The 23,628-nt window shown below is 74.1% G+C and carries 18 protein-coding genes and 1 pseudogene; 13 read left to right on the forward strand and 6 right to left on the reverse strand.

What is annotated here, in order from left to right:
• Nucleotides 1-10: 10 nt before the first annotated feature.
• Both ET471_RS06375 and ligD read right to left on the reverse strand, forming a co-directional pair.
• Nucleotides 11-595, reverse strand: a complete 585-nt coding sequence (locus ET471_RS06375; protein ID WP_129187103.1) for a 1-acyl-sn-glycerol-3-phosphate acyltransferase — start codon at nt 593-595, stop codon at nt 11-13.
• A 9-nt stretch (nt 596-604) separates the two neighbouring features.
• Nucleotides 605-1,858 (reverse strand): non-homologous end-joining DNA ligase, encoded by a 1,254-nt coding sequence (gene ligD / locus ET471_RS06380; protein WP_129187104.1) that lies wholly within the window; start codon nt 1,856-1,858, stop codon nt 605-607.
• A gap of 213 nt (nt 1,859-2,071) precedes the next feature.
• On the opposite strand from ligD, the gene ET471_RS18800 reads away from it, so the two are divergent.
• Nucleotides 2,072-3,001, forward strand: a complete 930-nt coding sequence (locus ET471_RS18800; protein WP_129187105.1) for a cold-shock protein — start codon at nt 2,072-2,074, stop codon at nt 2,999-3,001.
• Nucleotides 3,002-3,101: 100 nt separating this feature from the next.
• On the opposite strand, the gene ET471_RS18805 is transcribed toward ET471_RS18800, so the two are convergent.
• Complete coding sequence (locus tag ET471_RS18805) at nt 3,102-3,230, reverse strand: hypothetical protein (RefSeq protein WP_280949911.1); 129 nt, start codon at nt 3,228-3,230, stop codon at nt 3,102-3,104.
• Between the two features lie 187 nt (nt 3,231-3,417).
• On the opposite strand from ET471_RS18805, the gene dnaK reads away from it, so the two are divergent.
• From dnaK to ET471_RS18810, 4 genes and pseudogenes are all read left to right on the forward strand, one after another.
• Entirely contained in the window at nt 3,418-5,283 is a 1,866-nt protein-coding gene (dnaK, locus tag ET471_RS06390; protein WP_129187106.1) for a molecular chaperone DnaK, read from the forward strand.
• Complete coding sequence (locus ET471_RS06395) at nt 5,280-5,870, forward strand: nucleotide exchange factor GrpE (RefSeq protein WP_129187107.1); 591 nt, start codon at nt 5,280-5,282, stop codon at nt 5,868-5,870. Before dnaK ends, ET471_RS06395 begins: the two co-directional genes overlap by 4 nt.
• 102 nt (nt 5,871-5,972) lie before the next feature.
• Nucleotides 5,973-6,980: a DnaJ C-terminal domain-containing protein gene (locus ET471_RS06400; protein ID WP_129187108.1), complete on the forward strand. Its 1,008-nt coding sequence runs from the start codon at nt 5,973-5,975 to the stop codon at nt 6,978-6,980.
• Between the two features lie 61 nt (nt 6,981-7,041).
• Nucleotides 7,042-7,203, forward strand: a pseudogene (locus ET471_RS18810) (MerR family transcriptional regulator); the annotation flags it as partial.
• A 255-nt stretch (nt 7,204-7,458) separates the two neighbouring features.
• On the opposite strand, the gene ET471_RS06410 reads toward ET471_RS18810, so the two are convergent.
• Nucleotides 7,459-8,223, reverse strand: coding sequence for a hypothetical protein (locus ET471_RS06410; protein WP_242496446.1), 765 nt, complete (start codon nt 8,221-8,223; stop codon nt 7,459-7,461).
• 178 nt (nt 8,224-8,401) lie between these two features.
• On the opposite strand from ET471_RS06410, the gene ET471_RS18815 reads away from it, so the two are divergent.
• Nucleotides 8,402-12,607 (forward strand): sigma-70 family RNA polymerase sigma factor, encoded by a 4,206-nt coding sequence (locus ET471_RS18815; protein WP_165350426.1) that lies wholly within the window; start codon nt 8,402-8,404, stop codon nt 12,605-12,607.
• 59 nt (nt 12,608-12,666) lie between these two features.
• Here ET471_RS18815 and upp read toward each other — a convergent pair whose 3' ends face one another.
• A complete protein-coding gene (gene upp / locus ET471_RS06420) occupies nt 12,667-13,302 on the reverse strand; it encodes a uracil phosphoribosyltransferase (RefSeq protein ID WP_129187111.1) in 636 nt (211 codons plus the stop codon).
• A 271-nt stretch (nt 13,303-13,573) separates the two neighbouring features.
• On the opposite strand from upp, the gene tadA reads away from it, so the two are divergent.
• From tadA to ET471_RS06455, 7 genes are all read left to right on the forward strand, one after another.
• Nucleotides 13,574-14,017 carry a tRNA adenosine(34) deaminase TadA gene (gene tadA, locus ET471_RS06425; protein ID WP_129190767.1) on the forward strand — a complete coding sequence of 148 codons (444 nt, stop codon included), beginning with the start codon at nt 13,574-13,576 and terminating at the stop codon, nt 14,015-14,017.
• Nucleotides 14,014-15,216, forward strand: a complete 1,203-nt coding sequence (locus tag ET471_RS06430; RefSeq protein WP_129187112.1) for an AI-2E family transporter — start codon at nt 14,014-14,016, stop codon at nt 15,214-15,216. The genes tadA and ET471_RS06430 overlap by 4 nt, the downstream gene beginning before the upstream one ends.
• Before the next feature lie 10 nt (nt 15,217-15,226).
• Nucleotides 15,227-17,485, forward strand: a complete 2,259-nt coding sequence (locus ET471_RS06435) for an ABC transporter ATP-binding protein (RefSeq protein WP_129187113.1) — start codon at nt 15,227-15,229, stop codon at nt 17,483-17,485.
• Nucleotides 17,486-17,615: 130 nt separating this feature from the next.
• Entirely contained in the window at nt 17,616-18,977 is a 1,362-nt protein-coding gene (gene mgtE / locus ET471_RS06440) for a magnesium transporter (RefSeq protein WP_129187114.1), read from the forward strand.
• 90 nt (nt 18,978-19,067) lie between these two features.
• Nucleotides 19,068-20,462, forward strand: a complete 1,395-nt coding sequence (locus tag ET471_RS06445) for a sensor histidine kinase (RefSeq protein WP_129187115.1) — start codon at nt 19,068-19,070, stop codon at nt 20,460-20,462.
• Nucleotides 20,450-21,106, forward strand: a complete 657-nt coding sequence (locus tag ET471_RS06450; RefSeq protein ID WP_129187116.1) for a response regulator transcription factor — start codon at nt 20,450-20,452, stop codon at nt 21,104-21,106. Before ET471_RS06445 ends, ET471_RS06450 begins: the two co-directional genes overlap by 13 nt.
• Nucleotides 21,103-22,041 carry a DUF4097 family beta strand repeat-containing protein gene (locus ET471_RS06455; RefSeq protein WP_129187117.1) on the forward strand — a complete coding sequence of 313 codons (939 nt, stop codon included), beginning with the start codon at nt 21,103-21,105 and terminating at the stop codon, nt 22,039-22,041. Before ET471_RS06450 ends, ET471_RS06455 begins: the two co-directional genes overlap by 4 nt.
• 33 nt (nt 22,042-22,074) lie before the next feature.
• Here the strand turns inward: ET471_RS06455 and ET471_RS06460 are convergent, their stop codons facing one another.
• The gene (locus ET471_RS06460; RefSeq protein WP_129187118.1) at nt 22,075-23,544 is read right to left on the reverse strand and encodes a phytoene desaturase family protein; all 1,470 of its coding nucleotides are present in this window, start codon (nt 23,542-23,544) and stop codon (nt 22,075-22,077) included.
• Nucleotides 23,545-23,628 lie beyond the last annotated feature (84 nt).

Genomic DNA, 23,628 nt, shown 5'->3' on the forward strand with positions numbered 1-23,628 from the left:
GGCCTCCGGATCAGGCGCGACGCTCGTTCGCGAGGCGTGGCTCGCGTCGCTTCGTCGGGTCGTCGCCCGCCTTGTCGGCGTAGAACGCGCGGATGACGTCCATGTCGGCGCCGACGTCGCCCGTGAGCTCGATGGTGGGGCCGATGCCCAGCGTCATCGTGGTGCGGTCGACGAACCCGAGCGTCACCGGCAGGTGCGCCTCCTGGGCGATCCGGTAGAAGCCGCTCTTCCACGGGCCCGTCGCGGAGCGGGTGCCGTCGGGCGTGATGATCAGGTGGAACACGCGGCCCGCCGCGACCTCGGCCAGCACCTCGTCGACGACGCGGTACGGGTTGGCCCGGTCGACGGCGATGCCGCCGAGGCGGCGCATGACCGGGCCCCGCCAGCCCTTGAACAGCGAGACCTTGCCCAGCCAGCGGATCGGGGCGTCGTTCTTCCACGCGAGCGCCAGCATGTGCACGAAGTCCCAGTTCGACGTGTGCGGGGCGCCGATGACGATGCCGGGCTGCTGAGGGAACGCCTCGTCCACCGGGGTCCAGCGGCTGAACCGCCAGAAGACGGCGGCGACGGCACGGGGGAGCGAGAGGCGACGCATCGTCCAACGCTACCGTTCCGGCGGTCCGCCCACGTCCCTCGCGGCGGTGCGGTCGCGGCCCGCCCACGCCGCCCCGGCCCACGGGTCGTAGTCGACCTCGAGGGGCTCCTGCGCCGGGCGCTGCGCCTCCGGGACGTGCTGGAGGTTGACCCGGACGCGGTACCAGAGCGAGCTGCGGCCGCGCATCCCGTCGACGAGCACGTCGACCGGCTCGAGATGCCCGACGACGTCGGCGTGCCGCTCCTTCCAGCGCTCGAGTCCCGCGAGCGCCTCGTCCTTCGTCTTGGCCCGGGCGACCTCGACGAGCGGCATCGTCTGCTGGCGGCTTCCGCTGCCCCGGGGCGGCTTCTCTGCCGGGCCGAGCCGTGCGGCGAGCTCCAGGAGCCTGTCGAGCGAGCCGGCGGCGTCGTCGATGCCGGCGGCGGGGTCCCCGATCGCCGCCCAACGCTCCAGGACGGTCGGGACGGTGAACTCCTCGGGCCGGCGGTCGCGGACCTCGTCCCAGGTGAGCGGGGTCGAGACACGGGCGTCGGGCCGGGGGCGCGCCGAGTAGGCGGACGCGACGGTGCGGTCCTTGGCGTTCTGGTTGAAGTCGACGAACACGCCCTCGCGCTCCTCCTTCCACCAGCGTGCCGTGGCGAGGTCGGGGGCGCGGTTCTCGACCTCGCGTGCGAGGGTCTGGGCGGCGAGGCGGGCGTCCTGGAACGTCCACCGCGGCTCGATGCGCACGTTGATGTGGATGCCGCGCGAGCCGGATGTCTTGGGCCAGCCCACGAGCCCGTGGTCGTCGAGCACGGACCTGCACACGAAGGCGACGTCCACGATCTGCTGCCACCCGACGCCCGGCATGGGGTCGAGGTCGATGCGCAGCTCGTCGGGGTGGTCGAGGTCCTCGGCGCGGACGGCGTGCGGGTTGAGGTCGACGCAGCCGAGGTTGACGACGTACGCGAGCCCGGCGGCGTCCCGGACGACGGCCTCGTCCGCGAACGTGCCGCGGGCGTAGTCGAGCCGTGCCGTCTCGACCCACGGCGGCCGGTTCTCCGGGACGCGCTTCTGGAAGAACGCCTCCTCGTCGATGCCCTTGACGAAACGCTTGAGCATCATCGGGCGGCCGCCGGCGCCGCGCAGGGCACCCTCGGCCACGGTGACGTAGTAGCGCACCAGGTCGAGCTTGGTGAGGCCGACCGCGGGGAAGACGATCTTGTCGGGATGCGTGATCGTCACCTCGCGCCCGGCCACCTCCAGGACCTTCGAGGTCGGCACGCGAACCACCCTACGTTCGGCAGCACGAGGTGGCGGCTCGAGCCGCCCGCGACCTGTTGGTCAGCTCTCGGCTGCGATGGGCGCGACGTCGACCGCGCCGTCGGTGCGCGTCACCGTCGCAGCGCCTGGCAGTCCGGCATCGCGGACCCGCCCGTCCGCGGCTCTGTCGGGGACACTGGATGGCAGCAATGTCTGCCGAGACGAGGAGTCCTAGTGCCCCAGGGAACTGTCCAATGGTTCGACGCCGACCGAGGGTTCGGCTTCATCGACCTCGGGAACGAGGCCGAGGACCTGTTCGTGCACGCGTCCGAGATCGTCGGCGACGACGGACCGAGACTGCTCCGCGAGGGGCAGGTCGTCGAGTTCGAGGTGGGCGAGGGTGACCGTGGCCCGCAGGCGCGCCACGTCCGCGTCATGGGTGACAGGGCTGCTGACGCACCCGTGGGCGTGCTCGGCACCGTCGCCTGGTACGAGCCGGCCAAGGGATACGGGTTCGTCGTTCCCGACGGCGGTCGCGGCGAGGTCTTCGTGCACAGCTCCGCCATCGTCGGCGGTGGCGTGGTCTCGGAGGGGCAGCGGGTCGCGTTCCTCGTCGTCGACGGGGAGAAGGGGCCGCAGGCAGACCACCTGCTGCCGCTCGGCGACGAGGCTGCGCGGCCGGCATCGGACGGCGCCGACGGCACGGTGTCCTGGTACGACGACGCCAAGGGCTTCGGGTTCGTCACCCCTGACGCGGGCGGCGAGGACGTCTTCGTCCATGTCCGCGCGCTCGGCTCGGGGCTGACCGAGCTGTCCGAGGGTGCGCGCGTGACGTACGACGTCGTCGACGGCGACAGGGGGCCGAACGCCCGCAACGTGCAGCTCGTGCGCGGCGCCGGGAGCGCGCGCACGGCCACGGACCGCGGTCGGTCGAGCCGTAGCCCGGCGTCTGGCGGGCCCGTGCGCGGAGGCGAGGGCGTCGTCGCGCGCTACGACGCCGACCGCGGGTTCGGCTTCATCACGCCCGATGCCGGGGGCGCGGACCTGTTCGTGCACGTGTCGGTCCTGCGGGGCATCGAGGTCCTGGAGGAGGGCGATCGGGTCCGGTTCAAGGTGCGTCAGAGCGACCGGGGACCGCAGGCCGACGGCGTCGAGCTGGTGTGAGCGGTCGGGCTGGTGTGAGCGAGAGGGGTGACCCGTCTGCCGGTCGATCCGCCGCCGCCGAGCGCGAGCGCTCGATCGGGTCTCACCTCCTGCCAGCGGATCACGACCGTGAGGACGGCAGCACGGGAGCAGCGCAGGAAGAGGGGTTGCGCTCGCCGGCGAGCGCGGCGCGCAGCTCGCGCTTGGCCCGCTGGTAGTGGTTGCGCACCGTCGACGCCGGTACCTGCATGATCTGCGCGGCTTGGGTGAGCGTGAACTGGCCGGCGGTGGTCCGGTCTCCGCCGGGAAGGTTTCGCGCTGCGTGAAAGTTGAGTGAAGCAGGCTCAACTTTGCCGCCTGCGGCTTGCGCCGCGAAAGGGTGGCGTCTAAGTTGAGTGCAGCAGACTCAACCCCAGCAGTACCGGAGGAACCTCACCATGGCACGAGCAGTCGGAATCGACCTCGGCACCACCAACTCCGTCGTCTCCGTCCTGGAGGGCGGCGAGCCCACCGTCATCGCCAACGCGGAGGGCTCGCGCACGACGCCGTCCGTCGTCGCGTTCTCGAAGACCGGCGAGGTGCTGGTCGGCGAGGTCGCCAAGCGCCAGGCCGTCACCAACGTCGACCGCACCATCTCCTCGGTCAAGCGCCACATGGGCACCGACTGGAGCGTCGAGATCGACGACAAGAAGTACACGGCGCAGGAGATCAGCGCCCGCGTGCTCGGCAAGCTCAAGCGCGACGCCGAGGAGTACCTCGGCGAGCCCGTCACCGACGCCGTCATCACCGTCCCGGCGTACTTCAACGACGCCGAGCGCCAGGCCACGAAGGACGCCGGCCAGATCGCCGGCCTCAACGTGCTGCGCATCGTCAACGAGCCCACCGCCGCGGCCCTGGCCTACGGCCTCGACAAGGGCAAGGAGGACGAGCTCATCCTCGTCTTCGACCTGGGCGGCGGCACGTTCGACGTCTCGCTCCTCGAGGTCGGCAAGGACGAGACCGACGGCTTCGCCACCATCCAGGTGCGCGCCACCTCCGGCGACAACCGCCTCGGCGGCGACGACTGGGACCAGCGCGTCGTCGAGCACCTCATCAAGCAGGTGAAGAACTCGGCCGGCGTCGACCTGTCGAAGGACAAGATCGCGCTCCAGCGTCTGCGCGAGGCCGCCGAGCAGGCCAAGAAGGAGCTCTCGTCGGCGACGAGCACCAACATCTCGATGCAGTACCTGTCGATGTCGGAGAACGGCCCCATCCACCTGGACGAGAAGCTGACGCGCGCGCAGTTCCAGCAGATGACGCAGGACCTGCTCGACCGCACCAAGGCCCCGTTCCACAACGTCATCCGTGACGCGGGCATCTCGGTGGCCGACATCGACCACGTCGTGCTCGTCGGCGGCTCGACCCGCATGCCGGCCGTGGCCGAGGTCGTGCGCGAGCTGACCGGTGGCCAGGAGCCCAACAAGGGCGTCAACCCGGACGAGGTCGTGGCCGTCGGCGCCGCGCTCCAGGCCGGCGTGATCCGCGGCGACCGCAAGGACGTCCTGCTCATCGACGTCACCCCGCTGTCGCTCGGCATCGAGACCAAGGGCGGCGTGATGACCAAGCTCATCGAGCGCAACACGGCCATCCCGACCAAGCGCTCCGAGGTCTTCTCGACGGCCGAGGACAACCAGCCGTCGGTCGCCATCCAGGTGTTCCAGGGCGAGCGTGAGTTCACGCGCGACAACAAGCCGCTCGGCACGTTCGAGCTGACCGGCATCGCCCCGGCCCCGCGCGGCATGCCGCAGATCGAGGTCACCTTCGACATCGACGCCAACGGCATCGTGCACGTGTCCGCCAAGGACCGTGGCACGGGCCGCGAGCAATCCATGAAGATCACCGGTGGCTCGGCGATCCCCAAGGAGGACATCGAGCGGATGATCAAGGACGCCGAGGCGCACGCCGAGGAGGACAAGAAGCGCCGCGAGGAGGCCGAGACCCGCAACCAGGCCGAGTCGTTCGCCTACTCGATGGAGAAGCAGATCGCGGACAACCGCGACAAGCTCCCCGCCGACGTCGTCACCGAGGTCGAGGCGGACGTCGCCGCGGTGAAGACCGCCCTGGAGGGCGAGGACGCCGCTGCGGTGAAGTCCGCGTACGAGAAGCTCGGCCAGTCCTCGCAGAAGATCGGCCAGGCCCTGTACGCCTCGGAGCAGGCCGCCCCCGCGGGCGACGCCCCGGGCGCCGAGGGCACCGCGCCGTCGTCGTCGGACGACGACGTCGTGGACGCCGAGATCGTCGACGACGAGGACTCGACGAAGTGACGACGGACGAGCCGCAGGGCACGCCGGAGGACCAGCCGTTCTCGTTCACCGACAAGCGGAAGGTCGACCCGGAGACGGGTGCTGCCCGTGAGGGCAGCGCCGCCGGGGAGCCCGACCCGCTGGCCGGGCTCGACTTCGAGCCCTCGCCGGAGACGGCGGAGCTCGAGAAGGCTAAGGCCGAGGCGGCCGAGCACCTCGACCAGCTCCAGCGCGAGCGGGCGTCGTTCACGAACTACCGCAACCGGGCGCTGCGCGACCAGGAGGCCGCGCGCGCCCGGGGCCTGGAGGACGTGCTGACGGCACTCCTCCCGGTGCTCGACGACGTCGAGCGGGCCAAGGCGCACGGCGACCTGGCCGGCCCGATGGCCGCCATCGCGGAGAAGCTGGACGCGTCGCTGGCCAAGTTCGGCATCGAGCGGTTCGGCGCCGTGGGCGAGGTCTTCGACCCGACCCTGCACGACGCGCTCATGCACCGCGAGACCGACACGGTCATCGAGCCGACGATCGAGCTCGTCATCGAGCCGGGGTACCGGATCGGTGAGCGGGTCGTCCGCGCGGCGCGCGTCGGCGTCGTCGGACCGCAGTAGACCAGAGCCCGGTGGTCGGGCCTGTCGTGACCATCCCGCGCTCGCGGGCGGGATGGTCACGACGGGCCCGACCACCGGGACACTCGTACGAGAGGAGGCGTCGTGACCGGACAGGACTGGATCGAGAAGGACTTCTACGCCGCGCTCGGCGTCCCCAAGGATGCCGACGACGCAGCGATCAAGAAGGCGTACCGCAAGCTCGCGCGGCAGTACCACCCGGACCAGAACCAGGGTGACGCGAAGGCCGAGGCCAAGTTCAAGGAGATCGGGGAGGCATACGCCGTCCTCTCCGACGCCGAGCAGCGCAAGCAGTACGACGGCCTGCGCGCCATGGCCGGCGGCGGTGCGCGCTTCCAGGCCGGCGGCCCGGGCGGCACCGGCGGGTTCGAGGACATCTTCGGCGCCATGTTCGGCGGCGGTGCCCCCGCGGGCGGCGGCGCCCGGCCCCAGTTCCAGACGGGCGGGGCCGGCGGGTTCGAGGACATACTCGGCCAGATGTTCGGCGGCGGCGGTGGTGGCGCCCGGTTCGGCGGGCGCCGGGCCGGGTTCCAGGCCCCCGAGCGTGGCGCCGACCTCGCGGCCGAGCACACCCTCCCGTTCCGCATGGCGGTCGAGGGCGCGCTCGTCGAGATGACCGTGGACGGCAAGAAGGTCACCACCCGCATCCCTGCCGGCATCAACGACGGCCAGAAGCTGCGCCTGCGCGGCAAGGGCCGGCCCGGCGCGGGCGGCGGCGACGCGGGCGACCTCGTGATCACGGTCCACGTGGGCCCGCACCCGGTCTTCACGCTCGCAGGCCGCGACCTGCGCGCCACCGTGCCCGTGACGTTCGCGGAGGCGGCGCTCGGCGCGCAGATCGAGGTGCCCACGCTCGGCGGCGAGACCGTGCGGCTCAAGGTCCCGGCGGGGACGCCGTCGGGCCGCGTGCTGCGCGTCAAGGGCCGCGGCGTCGTCACGCCCAAGGGCACGGGCGACCTGCTCGTCACCGTCCAGGTGGCGGTGCCGCAGAAGCTCAGCCGCAAGGCCAAGGAGGCGCTCGAGGCGTTCGCCGCCGAGGCCGACGGCGAGGACGTGCGCGCCGACCTGGCGGCACGGGCGGCGGCGGGGTAGGCACGCCATGAGCGAGGACGCGCCGATCCTCACGGTCACCCAGGCGGCCCAGCTCGCCGGGATGCACCCGCAGACGCTGCGGCAGTACGACCGTCTCGGCCTCGTCGTGCCCCGCCGCACCCTGGGCCGCGGCCGGCGCTACTCGCGGCGCGACGTCGCCAACCTGCTCGAGGTCCAGCGGCTAGCGCAGGGCGAGGGCATCAACCTCGCCGGTATCAAGCGGATCCTCGACCTCCAGCGGCACGTGTCCGTGCTCGAGGACCAGCTCGCGAAGCTCCTCGCCTACCAGGCGCAGCAGTACCAGGCCGAGCGGCGCGTGTTCACCGCCGGCACGGAGGGCGACGTCGTCGTCGTTCAGCGGGGCGGCGCGCGCACCGCGAGCACCTGTACCTCGAGCCGGGTACGGAGGACCGCGGCGCGCTCGTGCTGTGGCGGCCCCGGCCCCCGCGCGAGGACTGAGCTACGCGCGAGGACTGAGCTACCGGCCCAGCTGGCCGAGCAGCTCGACGGCGTCGGCGTGCGCCGCAGGGAGGTGCTCGACCCATACGCGGGTCGGGCGCCGCATCGCCCCGGCGAGCCCGAGGATCTCGGCGTTCTTCTCCACCACCCGGCGCAGCGTCTGCGCCAGCTGGGGCGTGCCCTGGCTGCGCGGGCACAGCACCGCGTAGATCCCGTCGGAGAGCACCGCCATCGGGTGCCCGGTGCCGAACACCTGGTCCAGCGTGCGTCCCACCGTGGCCGCCCGGGCCATGCGCCGCCACGCGTCGAGGTCGTCGAGCGCGACGTCGAGGACGACGAGGCACGACGTCTCGCTCGCGGTGCTGCCCTCCCGCTCCGCCTGGCCGTACGTCTCGCGCAGGCGCTCGCCGAGGTACTCGGCCGTCGCCAGGCCCGTCCCCGGGTCACGCACCACCGCGTGGGCGGGGACCGCCTCGTGCCCCTCGGCCCAGCCGACCGCCAGGGCGCGCACCGCCTCGACGTCGACGGGCCGGCCGAGAGCGCGGTACAGGCAGGTCACGTCGTCGAGCGCCTCACCCATGCCCACGCCCGCGCTGCCACGTGCCGCGCCGAGCCGGTGCGCCGCGGCCTCAGGCCCACGACCAGCCTCGACGGCCTCCACGAGGGCGTCGACCGCGGGGTGGTACCAGTCGCCGGGTCGAAGCCAGACGTCGGCCAGGCTCGCCGCCCGCCAGCGTTCGCGCAGGTCAGCATCGCCCGGTGCCCCTGCCGGCGTGCGGTTCACGTTCTGTTCACCTCCACGGGCGACCATTCTCCCGCAGCGGGCCCCTCACAACCACTGCCGCGTCCGTCCACAGATCAGTTTCACCCTCGGCGAGCGGGTGAATGCGCCGTATAGTGACGGCGCTGCCGGACTACGCGAACCGGTGGAATCGACAGCAACGGTCAGATCGGCGGGGGACGTGACTGACGTCTACATCGGCTCGGGCGACCAGCCCACGTCGCCCAGCGACGCGGAGCTGATCCTCGAGGTGCGAGGAGGCGACCTCGAGGCGTACGGCGCGCTCTATGAGAGGCACGCCGCCGCTGCCCGCCGCCTCGCGCTGTCTTACGTCCGCAACGCTGCGGACGCCGACGACGTCGTCGCCGACTCCTTCGCGCGCGTGCTGCGCGTGCTCCAGTCCGGCCGCGGTCCCGACCAGATGTTCCGGCCGTACCTGTTCACCGTCGTGAAGAACGCCGCCATCGAGCTCGCCAAGGGGCACCAGCGCACGCAGCCCACCGCCGACGAGGCCACGTTCGAGTCGGCGCTGTTCTCGGCCGCGACGTCGGAGGACCCGGCGCTCGCCGGCTTCGAGAAGACCGTCGTCTCGCGCGCGTACCGCAACCTGCCCGAACGGTGGCAGGCCGTGCTCTGGTACACGGAGGTCGAGGGGTACACCCCGGCCCAGATCGCGCCGATCCTCGGGCTCACCGCCAACGGCGTGTCCGCGCTCGCGTACCGCGCGCGCGAGGGCCTGCGCGTCGGGTACCTCCAGCAGCACCTGGCCGGGTCCTCGGCCGACGCGTGCCGCACGGTCAACCCGCTGCTCGGCGCGTACGTGCGCGGGGCGCTCGCCAACCGCGAGATCGCCAAGGTCGACGGCCACCTCAAGACGTGCGGCGAGTGCCGCACGCTCGTGCTCGAGCTCTCCGACGTCGCGCACGGGATGCGCGGGGTCGTCGCGCCGCTCGTGCTCGGCGTCGTCGGCCTGGGCCTGCTGGGGGCGCTGCCGCTCGGCGTGGTCGCCGGAGCGGGCGCTGCCGGCATCGCGGGCGGCGGCGCCGTGGGCGGAGCCGCCACGGGCGCCGCGGCGGCCGGGCTCGCGGGGTCCACGGGGGCCGGGGCGGGGGGTGCGGCCGCCACGCTGCACGCCGGGTCGCTCACCGCCGGCGTCCTGGGCGGCTCGACGGGCGCGGGCGCCACCGCCGCGGGCGCCGCCGGGACCGCCGCGGCCGGGACCGCGGCCGGGACCGCCGCCGGGACCGCCGCGGCCGGGGCGACCGCCTCAGCCACGGCCGCGACGGCGGCCGCCTCGGCCACCGCTGCCGCCTCGGCGACCGCGGCGAGCGCGTCGGCCGCCGTCTCGTCGATCGTCGTCACCTCGGCCGGCGCCGTCGTCGGTACCTCGGGCGTCGCGGCCGCGGCGAGCGCGGTCGCCGTCGCGGCCGTCGGCGTCGTCACGGTGCTCGGGGTGCTCGCGCCGCCGGACACGGCCGCGAGCGTCACGCCCGCGCCGTCGCCGACGGCGGTCGTCGCCGCGCCGGTGCAGAACCTGCTCGCGCCACCCGTGACGCTGCCGACGCCGGAGATCTCGCCGTCCGACGTGTCGGTGCTGGACCAGGCGACGCCCCTGCCGCTCGGCGACCCCGCCGCGCTCACGGTCGCGCCCGTCAGCACGGGGACGCTCGAGCCGCGCGTGCCGCAGCGCGTCGAGCTCGAGGTCACCAACTCCGGCGAGCAGACGGCCTTCGGCACGACGGCGCGGTTCTCGCTCGAGAGCGGCCTGACGCCCACCTTCGCCCTGTCGACCGGTGCCATGGGGGCCCCGGCCGCCGGCCTCCCGCTCGACGCCGACGCGCTGCGCTGCCGTCCCGCGAAGGACGGCACGGGCGACGTCCTCTGCTCGCTCGGCGACGTGCCCGGCGGGGCCACCCAGACGCTCGCGTTCGACGTCGTGGCCCGCAACGGCGGCAGCTACGACATCGGCGGCCAGGTGTGGGCGACGGGCGTGCAGCCCGCGGCGATCGAGGTGCCGCCCGCGGCCGTCGAGACGTACGGCGCCGAGCTGACGGCGGAGGTCGGGACGCTCGCGAACCTGCCGAACCCCGGCGTGGGCGACCTGCCCGTCGCCGTCGCGAACTCCGGCGACAGCGGGGCGCCCGCAGGCTGGTCCGTCGACGTCACGCTGCCGGACGGGCTCCTGCTGGCGGGCTCCGGGGGTGGGCTGGCGTGCACCGCCGACGCGACGGACGCGCAGTCCGTGACGTGCACGGCCGCGACGCCGCGGGCGCTCGCCCCGGGCGAGGAGGCGTCCGGGACGCTCCAGGTGCTCGCCCCCGCGACCGCCACGAGCGGGACCCTCGCGGCCGCCGCCGTGCCCGTCGCCACCGACGACGTCCACGTCGTCTCCGGCAGCGGCGCCGTCACCGTGCAGGCGCCGTGGGACGGGATGTCCGCGCCGGAGGTCACGACGCGCTGCCTCGCGACCGGAGGCCTGGCGACGGCCGACGCCGTCGTGGGCGGCACGTTCCGGAACACGACCTCGCAGGCGGTCGCCGTGCGGCTCGACGCCGCGGGCGGGACGGACGTCTCGCGGACCCTGCTCCCGGGCGAGCAGGCGGACCTCGTGGTGCACGACGGCCTCCGCGTCCCCGCGGGCGCGGCCACATGGACGCTCACGACGGCCGTGGCCGGCAGCGACTACTCGACGTCGGTCTCCGGCGGCGCGGTCGTCGAGACCGAGTGCTACACCCCCGGGTGGGGCGTGACCGCGGCGGTGACGCCGCGCAACGCGGGCGGCCAGGTACAGCTCGTGGGCACGGTCACCAACACCTCGACCGACCCCATGCGCGTCGAGCTGCGCGCCCAGGGCGGCACCTCGGGCGCGGTGACGCTCGACGCCGGCGCGACCACGACGCTCACGCTCGACACGCACCAGAGCAGCCTCCCGGCCGGCGTCGCGACGTTCGGGCTGTCCCGCTGGGTGCCCGACGTCGACGGCGACCTGCCGGCGGTGACCGCCCAGCCGTCGGCGCCGGTCGAGGCGTCCTACACCGGGGCCACGATCGCCCCGGCCGTGGGCGCGGGCGGCACGGCCTCGTACGTCGGCGACTGCGCCTACGACCCCGCGACCGAGACCTCCACGCGCACGGCCCTCGTCACGCTCGACAACACCGGCTCGACCCTCCCCGTCGAGTTCACGGTCGCAGGGTCCCCCGTGACGCTCGCCGGCGGCGAGACCCGGACGGTCCGCGTGCCCGTCACCCCGGGGACCGGCGCGCTGGACGTGACCGCCGACGGCCGCTCGATCGCGCACGTGCCCACGCACGTGGACACGTGCGCGTCGCTCCCGTGGCCCGAGGACGTCACCCTGATGGCGCAGTCCCGCTGCGTGCCGCCGGACGGCCCGGACAGCGCTCCGACCGTGACCCTCACCGTCGCCGACGCCGGGGCGCGCGTCTACCAGGTCCGCACGTCGCTCGGGCGCAGCGCCTGGAGCGACCCCACGACGATCGCGGCCGGCAGCACCACGACCACCGACCTCGGGCTGGGCGACGGGCTGCGGTCCCGCGGCGGCACGGTCGTCGTCGAGCTGACGCGGGTGATCGAGGGGAAGCCGTTCACCGTGAGCAGGTCCGCGGGCTACGGGCCGGTGAGCTGCGTGGTCGTCGCGCCGGACGCGAGCCTGGCCCTCGGCGACGTCGTCGTCGACCCCGGCAACGGGCGGCCGACCTCGAGCCGCCCCGCGTCCGTGGTGCTCGACAACTCCCGGTCGAACGTGCCCCTGCGGTTCTTCGTCTCCGGCGGCGCCGCCGCGGACCGGACCGTCCCGCCCGGCGAGTCGCGGACGGTCGACCTCGGCACCGTCACCGGCCGCACCGGCGCGAGCTACACGATCCGGTCCGGCTCCTGGTCGACGACCCTGGCCGTCGACCCGTTCACGGGCACCGCCGGCTGGTGCGCGGCCGCGTGGAGCGGGGCGACCGAAGCCCGCGGCGGCTACGCGGTCGGCGACGTCGTGAGCGCCGGCGCGACGAGCTACCGGTACGTCGGCCCCGGCACCCCGAAGGACGTCGGCGCCGACCGCGCGAGCCGTGACGGCGACCGGAGCAGCGACGGCATCGTCGGCCAGACCGGGACGAGCCAGACGGGGACGAGCCAGACGGGGACGAGCCAGACCGGAGCGGTTCAGACGGGGACCAGCCAGACAGGTGGCGTCGGCGGCAACGGACCCAGCGGCAACGGGTTCGGCGGCAACGCCCGCGGCGGCCACGGCTGGGGTCACGGCACGGGCGCCGGGTTCTCCCGCGGCGTCGTCGGGATCGTCCCGCAGTTCGGCTCGTGGGTCACCCCGCCCGCGTGGAACGACGCCTGGCAGGCCACGGGCTCCTGCGAGACCCGCTGACGACTCCGCCCCAGGCGCCCGGGGCACCTGGGGCGGCAGCCGTCAGCAGACGGGGTCCGTCAGACGACGCCGTAGAGGCGGTCACCCGCGTCGCCCAGGCCGGGGACGATGTAGCGCTTCTCGTTGAGGCGCTCGTCCACCGCGGCGACGACGATCTCGACGTCGACCCGGCCGCCCATCGCCTCCTCGACGACCTTGAGGCCCTCGGGCGCGGCCAGCAGGCACACGCACGTGACCTCGCGGGCACCGCGCTCGAACACGTAGTCGATGGCCGCGACGAGCGTGCCGCCCGTGGCGAGCATCGGGTCCAGCAGGAACACCTGGCGGTCGGTGAGGTCGTCGGGCAGGCGGTTGGCGTAGGTGACGGCCTCGTAGGTGGTCTCGTCGCGCTGGAGGCCCAGGAACCCGACCTCGGCGCTCGGCAGCAGGCGCGTCATGCCGTCGAGCATGCCCAGCCCGGCGCGCAGGATCGGGATGACGATGGGGGCCGGGTCGGCGATCTTCGCGCCCGTCGTCGTCGTCACCGGCGTCTCGATCTGGTGCGGCACCGTCCGCACGTGCCGCGTCGCCTCGTAGGCGAGCAGCGTGACCAGCTCGTCGACGAGGAGGCGGAACGTCGCCGACGGCGTGTTCTTGTCGCGCAGGACGGTGAGCTTGTGGTCCACCAGCGGGTGGTCGGCGACGTGGAGGCGCATGCCCTCACGCTACCGGCGGCGGCGGCCCGCGACGCGCCGGACGGCGCCCGGCCCGCCGTCGCGGGGCACGGCGCGGGCGACCGCCCGGCCGGGCCCCGACACGGCGGTGCCACGGACGTCCCGCGCACGCACCAGCACATAGGCTCGCCGGAGGCGGACGGGGCGAGGAGGCGCGGTGGGCGACGACGTGCACGGGATCGCGCTGCCCTGGAGCGCTGGCACCTTTCCGCCCCCCACGCTGTCCCAGCGCCAGGTCGTGTGGGACGCCCTCATGGGCATGGCCCTGCACGAGGCTACGCACGCGCTCGCGTCGGGCGACGTGCCCGTGGGGGCGGTCGTCGTCGGGCCCGACGGGCGGCTGCTCGGGGCTGGTCGCAACCGCCGCGAGGAGACCGGCGACCCGACCGCGCACGCCGAGGTGCTCGCGCTGCGGCAGGCCGCGATGTCGCGCAAGGAGTGGCGGCTCGAGGGCTGCACGCTCGTCGTCACGCTCGAGCCGTGCGTCATGTGCGCGGGCGCGCTCGTCGCCGCGCGCGTGCGGCGCGTCGTGCTCGGGGCGTGGGACCCCAAGGCGGGCGCCACGGGCTCCGTGTGGGACCTCGTGCGCGACCAGCGCGCGAACCATGCCGTCGAGGTCGTCGGCGGCGTCCGCGAGGACGAGTGCGGCGCCGTGCTGCGCGCGTTCTTCGAGTCTCACCGGGAGGGTCCACGATGACCGACGACGCGCCACGCCCGGCACGCACCGTCCTGTTCGAGCCCCGCAACGTGTGGCGGGTGGGGCTCGTGGTGCTCGCCCTCATCGCGCTCGCCGCCGTCGTCATGTTCGTGTTCCGGGCGGGCGGCTCGCTGCTGTTCACCGTGTTCACGGCCTGGTTCGTGTCCCTCGCGATCGAGCCGGCGGTCGGGCGCCTGGCCAGGCGCATGCCGCGCGGCGCGGCGACCGGCCTCGTGATGCTGGGCGTCATCATCTTCTTCGGCGCCTTCCTCGCCCTGTTCGGCAACCTCGTCGTCCAACAGGTCTCCACCCTGGTCGAGGCCATCCCGGACCTCGTGAACCGGGCCCTCGACCTCGCCTACGACCAGTTCGGCGTCCGCTACTCGCTCGACGACCTGCTCTCGCAGGTGCAGCAGAACGCGGGCAGCGCCGCGAACCTCGCCGGGACGCTCGCCGGCGGGATCCTCAGCTTCATCGGGACGCTCGCGGGCGCGGTCGGCACGTTCTTCGTCTTCGCGCTCATGCTGTTCTACCTGTCGGCCGACGGGCCGCGGCTGCGCCGCTGGATCGCCTCCCTCTTCCCGCCCAAGGCGCAGGAGGCGACCCTCACGGCCTGGGACACCATGGCCGAGAAGACCGGCCGGTTCGTCGGCGCCCGCCTGCTGCTCGCCACGGTCAACGCGACGTGCACCGCGATCGTGTTCGCGATCATCGGCCTGCCGTCCTGGCTGGCGCTGGCCCTGTGGACGGGCATCGTGGCCCAGTTCGTCCCCGCGATCGGCACGTACATCGCGATCGCGCTGCCCACGCTCGTCGGGGCGCTCAGCCCCAACCCGTGGCTGGGGCTCATCGCGCTCGGCTGGGGCGTGCTCTACCAGCAGGTCGAGAACCTCACGATCGAGCCGCGCATCAGCGCCCGCGCCGTGAACGTGAACCCCGCCGTCGGCTTCGGGTCCGTCATCCTCGGCACGTCGATGTTCGGCATCGCGGGTGCGCTGCTCGCGATCCCCGTCGTCGCCATGCTGCTCACGCTGCTGGACATCTACCGGACGCGGTACGAGCTCCTGCCCGAGCTCGCGGAGCCCGGGTCCGCGGCCGCGGGCTCCGACGCCGTCCCGGGGACGGGAGGGCCGCCGACGCCGGAGAGGAGCGCGGCTCCGGAGGAGGGCACCCCGAGCGAACCCGACCCGGAGGCGTGAGCATGGGGGCATGGCAGCCCCCACGGCGACGACGACCCCGCTGCCGGCGACCCGGATCGCCGGCAGCCCCGACCAGCCGGTCGTCCGCCGCATCGCCACCCTCCTCGCGCCCTACAAGGCCCACCTGCTGCTCGTCGGCGTCGCCGTCGTCGTCAGCGCGGCCCTGACGAGCGCCGCGCCGTTCCTCACGCGGTCCGTGTTCGACGACGCCCTGTTCCCGCCGGGCGGACAGCCGGACATGACGCTGCTGTTCTGGCTGGTGGGCGGCCTCGTCGCGATCCCGCTCGTGAGCGCGCTCATCGGCGTCGGGCAGACCTACCTGACCACCCGCATCGGCAACGGGGCCATGGCCGACCTGCGCGTCGCGCTGTTCGCGCACCTGGAGAAGATGGAGCTCGCGTTCTTCACGAGCACGCGCACGGGCGACATCCAGTCGCGCCTGGCCAACGACGTCGGCGGCGTCAAGAACGTGCTGACCAGCACCGCGACGACCATCCTGCAGAACGTCGTCACCGTGATCGCCGCGTTCGTGTCGATGATCCTGCTGAGCTGGCAGCTCACCATCATCACGCTCGTGCTCATGCCGCTCTTCATGGTCATCCAGGTCAAGGTGGGCAAGCGGCGCAAGGTCCTGCAGCGGCGCACGCAGGAGTCGCTCTCGGAGATGACGGCCATCACCGAGGAGTCGCTCGGCGTCTCGGGCGTGCTGCTCGCCAAGGTGTTCAACCGGGCGGACGCCGAGGTCGCGCGGTACCAGCGCGAGAACCGGCGCCAGACCCGCCTCCAGGTCAAGAACGCCATGACGGGCCAGACGTTCTTCTCGATCGTCTCCACGTTCTTCGGCCTGACGCCGGCGATCGTCTACCTGGTCGCGGGCTTCCTCATCAACGGCGGCACGCTCGTGGGCGGGGCCGTGCTGAGCGCGGGCACGGTCGTCGCGTTCACCACGCTCCAGTCGCGGCTCCAGCAGCCGCTCGTCCAGCTCATGCGCGTGACCCTCGACATCCAGACGTCGTTCGCGCTGTTCGCGCGCCTCTTCGAGTACCTGGACCTCGAGCCGTCGATCCAGGACCGGCCCGGCGCCCGCGTGCTGACCAAGGAGTCGGTGCGCGGCGAGGTGGAGCTGCGCGACGTGTGGTTCCGCTACCCGCAGACGCGCGAGGCGTCGGCGCCGGGTGGGGCGGCGGCGTCCGGCGGCGGGCGGGGCGCGGGCCGGTCGGCCCGGTCCGGTCGCGGCTACCGGGCGCTCGAGGTGCCCATGGTCACCGCGCTCACCGACGCCGCGGGCGCCAACGTGCTGCCGCCGACGTCGATGCCCGTGCTCGCCGCCGCCGTCCCGGTCGAGGAGGCGTCGGTCGACCTCGGCGCGCCCGAGGCGGCCGACGACCGCGGGCCGCTGCCCGAGGCCCGCAAGTACCTCGACATCGACGTCGGCGACCTGTCCCAGGTGGGCGAGGACCTCGACGCCGACGGCCGCATCTCCGACGCCGAGAAGTGGGCGCTCGCGGACCTGTCGCTGACGGTGCGCGCAGGGCAGCTCGCCGCGCTCGTCGGACCGTCCGGCTCGGGCAAGACGACGCTGACCTACCTGGTGCCGCGGCTGCACGAGGTGACGCGCGGGGCGGTGCTCATCGACGGCACCGACGTCCGCGACGTCACCCTGGGCAGCCTCGCCGACGTCGTCGGCATGGTGACGCAGGAGCCCTACCTGTTCCACGGGACCATCACCGAGAACCTGCGCTACGCCCGGGCCGACGCGACCGACGCCGAGATCGTCGAGGCGTGCCGGGCGGCCAACATCCACGACCGGATCATGTCGTTCGCCGACGGCTACGAGACCGTCACCGGCGAGCGCGGCTTCCGGCTCTCCGGCGGCGAGAAGCAGCGCCTGTCGATCGCGCGCGTGCTCATCAAGGACCCGAAGATCCTCATCCTCGACGAGGCGACGTCGGCCCTCGACACCGCGACCGAGCGGCTCGTGCAGCAGGCGCTCGAACGGGCCATGGCCGACCGGACGACGTTCGCGATCGCGCACCGGCTGTCGACGATCATGAACGCCGACGTCATCTTCGGCATCGCCGACGGGCGGCTCGTTGAGCAGGGCACGCACGCCGAGCTGCTGGAGCGCGGGGGCCTGTACGCGAGGCTCTACGCCGAGCAGTTCGGCGGCGGGCAGGTCGAGGCCCGCCTGGCGGACGCGGTCCGGTTCACCGACGGATCACTCCTGGCCAGCGTGCAGGGCCATCCCAAGCCAGACATCCCGGTCTGACGTGCCCGCCCGCTAGCGTGGGCGCGGCCGTTTCCGGTCCCGGTCGAGGAGGTGATCCACGTGGAACCTGCGAGTAGCTGCCCGCAACCCCCGTCATCATCGACCCCACCGCACAGACCGGAGGCCCCCCATGCTGATGGAGGCTGTGGCGCGCCCTGACGCGCTCACGATCGTCGAGACCCTCAAGGCCGAGCTCGCTGGCGCCGGCGCCATCGAGACCCTGAAGATCATGCACTCCCTGCCCACCGACGAGCAGGGGGTCGCGTTCCGCCTGCTCGCCAAGGACCACGCGCTCGCGCTGTTCGAGCAGCTCGACACCGACCAGCAGCACCGCCTGCTGCGCTCGTTCACCGCGGAGGCGGCCACCGAGGTCGTCGAGGCGCTGGCACCCGACGCCCGCGTGCGGCTGCTCGACGAGCTGCCCGCCACCGTGGCCACCCGGCTCATCGACGCCCTCTCCCCGGCCGAGCGCGAGGCGACCAACACCCTCATGGGGTACGCGCCCGAGACCGCCGGACGCATCATGACCCCCGAGTTCGTCTCCCTGCGCGGCACCCTCACGGCCGCCGAGGCCCTGGATCGCGTGCGCGAGCTCGCGGACCAGAAGGAGACCATCTACACCCTGTACGTCACCAGCCCGGCCCGGGTGCTGGAGGGCGTCCTGTCCCTGCGCGAGCTGCTGCTCGCGGACCCCGACGCCGTGCTGGCCGACGTCATGTCGCGGCCCGTGGTCTCCGTCGTGACGGACGCCGACCAGGAGAAGGTCGCCCACCTGCTCCAGGAGCTCGACCTGCTGGCCGTCCCGGTGGTCGACAAGGAGCGCCGCCTTGTCGGCATCGTGACCGTCGACGACGCCATCGACATCCTGGAGCAGGAGGCCACCGAGGACCTGTACGACAACGCCGGGCTCGCCGACGTGACCTCCGGCGAGGCCGACCGGTCCTCCGTCCTCATCTCGGGCAGCCTGTGGAGCATCTGGAAGGTGCGGCTGCCGTTCCTGCTCATCACGCTCGTCGCGGGCATGCTCGCCGGCCTGGTGATCGAGGGCTTCGAGGAGGCGCTCGAGTCGATCGCCGCCGTCGCCGTGTTCATCCCGCTCATCATGGACATGGGCGGGAACGTCGGGACGCAGTCCTCGACCCTCTTCGCGCGCGGGGTGGCGCTCGGCCACATCCACATGAGCCAGTTCCGCCGGCACTTCCTCAAGGAGCTCCGCGTCGGCCTGAGCCTCGGGCTGCTGGTCGGGACGATCTCCGGCGTCGTCGCCGGCGTGTGGCAGGGCCTGCCCCTGCTCGGCGTCGCCGTCGGGCTCGCGCTCGTCGCCGCCATGACGCTCGCCGCGCTGCTCGGGTTCCTCGTCCCGTTCGTGCTCATCCGGCTCAACATCGACCAGGCCGCAGGCTCCGCGCCCATCATCACGTCCATCAAGGACATCGCGGGCCTGATGATCTACTTCTCGTTCGTCAGCCTGTTCCTCGCCCACCTGACGTGAGACCGGCCGGCGGCCGGTGGGGGTAGCCCTACCCGGTCTCCGTGGGACGGCTGTGTGTTGCTGCGACGCGGGCGCGCCTAGCGTTGCCGTATGACCAGCACAGACGTCTCGGCGATCGAGGACCGGGTCGCGCCCGCGCTCACCAGCGCGGCCGGGTTCGTCCGGGCGCCCTTCAGCGCGGCGACCGCGCGGGCGCTCGCGCAGCTCGCCGTCGGGTGGGTGTGGGCGATCAGCGCCGGGCTCACCCTGTGGATCTGCGTCGTCGTGTCGGCCGGGCTCGTGCCCGCGCTCGGCATCGGGCTGCCCCTGCTTGCCGCGTCCCTCGCGGGCGCGCGGCTGTACGGGGCGGCGGAGCGGGCCCGGCTCGAGCTCCAGCTGCCCGTCCGGCTCGCCGAGCCCTCGCCCCTGCTCGCGCGGCGGCCCGGCACGCCGGGCGCGTGGTGGTCGGCCATGTGGGCGGCGTGCCGCGACGGCCGCGGCTGGGCCGCGACCGTGTACGCGTTCCTCTCGATGTTCCTCACGTCCGTGTTCGTCGCGCTGGTCACGGCCGCCGCCGGCGGGGCCGTCGCCGCCGTCGCCCTCCTGTTCGTCGGGCGCGACTCCGTCGTCGTCGACTGGCTGGGAGCGCCCTTCCCGCTCACCGTCGCGGTCGCCGTCGCCCTCGGCGTCGCGCTCCTGTGGACCGCCGCGCTGCTCGCCCAGTACGGCGCGCTGCTCCAGGTGCAGCTCGCCCAGCAGCTGCTCGGGCCCTCGGTCGCCGACGCCGCCCAGGCCCGCGCGGTGCGCGCCGAGCAGGAGGCGCAGGTCGCCGTCGCCGAGGCGAGCACCGCGCGCGAGCGTGCCGTCGTCCTCACCGAGACGCGCGCCGGCGCGGTCGCCGCCGCCGACGGCGAGCGCCGCCGCATCGAGCGCGACCTCCACGACGGCGCCCAGCAGCGGCTCGTCGCGCTCGGCGTCGAGCTGGGCGTGGCCAAGCGCCTCGCCGCGCAGGACCCCGAGGCGGCGGCCGCCGCGCTCGACCACGCGCACGCCGAGGTCAAGGAGACGCTCGCCGAGCTCCGCAACCTCGTGCGCGGCATCCACCCGGCCGTGCTGAGCGACCGCGGCCTCGACGCGGCCCTGTCGGCGCTCGCGGCCCGCAGCACCGTGCCCGTGCGGGTGCAGGTGGACGGCGACCTCGCCGCCGCGACCCCCGCCGCGCAGGCCGCCGCCTACTTCGTCGTCGCGGAGGCGCTGACGAACGTGGCCAAGCACGCGCAGGCCTCGTCGGCGCTCGTGACCGCCGGGCTCTTCTCCGACGGCGACGACGGCTGCCGGCTGCGCGTGAGCATCGCCGACGACGGGCAGGGCGGCGCGACCGCCGCTCCCGGCAGCGGCCTGGCGGGCCTCCGGGGCCGCGTCGCCGCGCTCGACGGCACCTTCGACCTCGACAGCCCGGCCGGCGCCGGCACCCGACTGACCGTGGAGGTGCCGTGCGCATCGTGATCGCGGAGGACTCCGTCCTCCTGCTCGACGGCCTCACCCGTCTGCTCACCGCGGAGGGTCACGACGTCGTCGGGTACACCACCGCCGACGAGACGGTGCGGGCGCTCGCCCACGGCGACCTGCCCGACCTGCTCGTCACCGACGTCCGCATGCCTCCCACGCACACCGACGAGGGCCTGCGCGCGGCCGTCCACCTGCGCTCGCTGCACCCCGCCCTGCCCGTGCTCGTGCTCTCGCAGTACGTCGAGCAGAGGTACGCGTCCGAGCTGTTCGCCGCGGGCGCCCGGGGCCTGGGCTACGTGCTCAAGGACCGTGTGGCCGACGTCGACGAGTTCCTCGACGCCGTCGCCCGCGTCGCGTCCGGCGGCACCGTGCTCGACCCCGAGGTGGTCACGCAGCTCCTGGCCCGCAGCCGCGACACCGGGCTCGACACCCTCACGCCGCGCGAGCACGAGGTGCTCGCGCTCATGGCCGAGGGCCGGTCCAACTCCGCCATCGCCGACCGGCTCGTCGTCGGGCCGGCCGCCGTCGAGAAGCACGTCACCAACATCCTCACCAAGCTCGGCCTGCCGCCCGACGCCGACGACCACCGCCGCGTGCTCGCCGTCCTGAGGTGGCTCGACCAGAACGGGAACCGACCATGAGCCACGACCAGCAGCCGCCCGTCGCCTCCGTGCCCGGGCCGTACCTGCCGCCCGGGCCGTACCCGCCGCCCGCCCCGCCCCGCCGCCCGCACAAGCGCGTCTTCCTCACGATCGGCCTCGTCGTCGGGCTGCTGCTCGTCGCGCAGGCCGCCGTGCTGCTGGTCGACCTGGCGCTGTCGAAGGTGACGACGACGCACGAGTCCTACGACGCCGTCGCCGTCGTCGAGCTCGTCGCAGACGGCGACGTCAACGTGTCGGTCGGGACCGGCGGCGTGGAGGTGGACGCCGTCGCGCACTCCGGGATCCGCTCGCCGCGCTACTCGGCCGAGGAGCGCGCCGACCGGCTCGTCGTGACGCACCGGTGCGGCTGGTGGGGCTGGGGCACCGTCAAGTGCTCGGGCGGGCTCGACGTCACGGTGCCGGAGGGCACCGAGGTGGTCGTGCGGACCGCCAACGGCGACGTCACCGCGTCGCGCCTGACCGGGACGACGGACCTCCGGAGCAGCAACGGCCGTGTCGAGGCCGCCAACATCGCCGGCCCGCTGACGGTCCGCACGAGCAACGGCGACATCGCCGCCCGCAACGCGGGCGACGGCGCCGAGCTGCGCACGTCCAACGGGTCGATCGAGGCGGTGGACGTGGTGGGCGACCTCGTCGCGGACACCTCCAACGGCCGCGTCGACGTGCGCGGCGTGGACGGCGACGCCCGGGCCACCACGAGCAACGGCCGCATCGACATGGAGAACGTGAGGGGGAACGTCGTCGCGCGCACGTCGAACGGCGGCGTGACCGTGCGCGGCACGGACGAGCCCGTGCGGCTGACGATCAGCACCTCGAACGGCAGCCAGACCGTCCGGGGCAGGACGGACCCGGACGCGACACGCACGGTCGAGATCCGCTCCTCGAACGGGGACGTGGCATACCTGGCGCCGTGAGCCGGCGGGCCCGGTGCTGCCGGCCCCGCCGGGTCAGAGCGCCGGGACCCGCACCCCGAACACCTCGCGCAGCGCCCGCCGGGCCGCGTGGAAGCCCGGCATCCCGTGGACGCCCGGGCCGGGCGGCGTCGACGCCGAGCACAGGTAGACGCCGCCCGCCGCGCGGTAGGGGTTCGCCCGCAGGGCGGGGCGCGCGATCATCTGCCACATCGTCACGGCGCCGGCGGCGATGTCGCCGCCGACGTAGTTCTGGTTGTGGTCCGCCATGCGGGCGGCGGGCACGCACCGCGCGGCCACGACGACGTCGCGGAACCCCGGGGCGAACCGCTCGACCTGGGCGGTCACGGCCTCCGTGACGTCGACGTCGGAGCCGGCGGGGACGTGCGCGTACGTCCACAGGGGCCGCAGGCCGTTCACCTCCCGCCCCGGGTCGACGACGGCCGGGTCGCTGACCAGCATCATCGGCCGTGCGGCGTGCCGTCCGGCGGCGACCTCGGCCTCGGCCCGGACCATCTGCTCGCGCGTGCCGCCCACGTGCACGGTGCCGGCCCGTGCGACCGCCCCGACGCCGTCCGGGTCGGCCCAGGGGACCGGGCCGTCCAGCACGAAGTCGACCTTGGCGGCGGCGTCGCCGTGCCGGAGCCGTCGCAGCGCCGCGCGCGCGGCCGCGGGCACCTCGTCGCCCAGGACGTCGAGCAGCGTGCGTGGCGTCGTGTCGAACAGGTACGCCCGGGCCGCCGGGAGGTCCGCCCGCGACCGCACCCGCACCCCGGTGACGACGTCGCCGCCGTGGGCGCGCAGGTCGCGGACGAGCGCGTCGGCGATGGCCTGGGAGCCGCCGCGCGGGATGGCCCACCCGGCGCCGGCGTGGGCGAGGGACGCCAGCAGCAGCGCGGTCCCCGCACCGGCGAGCGAGGGGAGCGGCGTGATCGAGTGCGCGGCGACGCCGGTCAGCAGGGCCGCCGCGCCGGGCGTCCGCCAGCGCCGGTCCCACGCGCGCGTCCCCTGCTCGAGCACGCCGAGCCCGAACCGCGCCGCCGCGAGCAGCGCCCCCGGCGTGCCGAGCCCCGGCGGGACCGACCGCTTGTCGCCCATCCCGACGGCCGTGACGGCCTCCCACCGCTCCGACGCCGCGCCCACGAGCGAACGCCAGGCACCGCCGTCGACGCCGAGCCCCTCGACGGTCCGCGCGAGCGACCGGTACGCGACCGCCGGTGACCGGCCGTCGAGCGGCTGCGCGTACGAGACCTCCGGCGTGAGCAGGTCGACACCGTGCGCGTCCAGGCCGAAGGCGCGGAAGAACGGGGACGCCCATGCCATCGGGTGCACCGCCGAGCACACGTCGTGCACGACGCCCGGCGCCAGCCCGAGGTCGAGCGTGCGCGCCCCGCCGCCCACGGTGTCCTGCGCCTCGAGCACCGTCACGCGCACCCCGGCGCGGGCGAGCGTCACGGCGGCGGCGAGCCCGCCCGGCCCCGAGCCGACGACGACGGCGTCCTCCATGCACTGCCCCTTTGCCTAGGCGGCCGCACGGGCGTGGAGCCTGGGGCCGCAGGACCCGAGACTAGAGGATCCGCCCGTCAGGAC

The organism is Xylanimonas protaetiae (assembly GCF_004135385.1).
Classification (GTDB): Bacteria; Actinomycetota; Actinomycetes; order Actinomycetales; family Cellulomonadaceae; genus Xylanimonas; species Xylanimonas protaetiae.

What these genes read in the sequence shown, in the direction of transcription:
- ET471_RS06435 (WP_129187113.1), top strand. Translation starts at nt 15,227, where the DNA reads ATGGCAGCCCCCACGGCGACGACGACCCCGCTGCCGGCGACCCGGATC.
- upp (WP_129187111.1), bottom strand. Translation starts at nt 13,302, where the DNA reads ATGCGCCTCCACGTCGCCGACCACCCGCTGGTGGACCACAAGCTCACC.
- ET471_RS06430 (WP_129187112.1), top strand. Translation starts at nt 14,014, where the DNA reads ATGACCGACGACGCGCCACGCCCGGCACGCACCGTCCTGTTCGAGCCC.
- ET471_RS06460 (WP_129187118.1), bottom strand. Translation starts at nt 23,544, where the DNA reads ATGGAGGACGCCGTCGTCGTCGGCTCGGGGCCGGGCGGGCTCGCCGCC.
- dnaK (WP_129187106.1), top strand. Translation starts at nt 3,418, where the DNA reads ATGGCACGAGCAGTCGGAATCGACCTCGGCACCACCAACTCCGTCGTC.
- ET471_RS06375 (WP_129187103.1), bottom strand. Translation starts at nt 595, where the DNA reads ATGCGTCGCCTCTCGCTCCCCCGTGCCGTCGCCGCCGTCTTCTGGCGG.
- ET471_RS06445 (WP_129187115.1), top strand. Translation starts at nt 19,068, where the DNA reads ATGACCAGCACAGACGTCTCGGCGATCGAGGACCGGGTCGCGCCCGCG.
- ET471_RS18805 (WP_280949911.1), bottom strand. Translation starts at nt 3,230, where the DNA reads ATGCAGGTACCGGCGTCGACGGTGCGCAACCACTACCAGCGGGCCAAG.
- ET471_RS06455 (WP_129187117.1), top strand. Translation starts at nt 21,103, where the DNA reads ATGAGCCACGACCAGCAGCCGCCCGTCGCCTCCGTGCCCGGGCCGTAC.
- mgtE (WP_129187114.1), top strand. Translation starts at nt 17,616, where the DNA reads ATGCTGATGGAGGCTGTGGCGCGCCCTGACGCGCTCACGATCGTCGAG.
- tadA (WP_129190767.1), top strand. Translation starts at nt 13,574, where the DNA reads ATGGGCATGGCCCTGCACGAGGCTACGCACGCGCTCGCGTCGGGCGAC.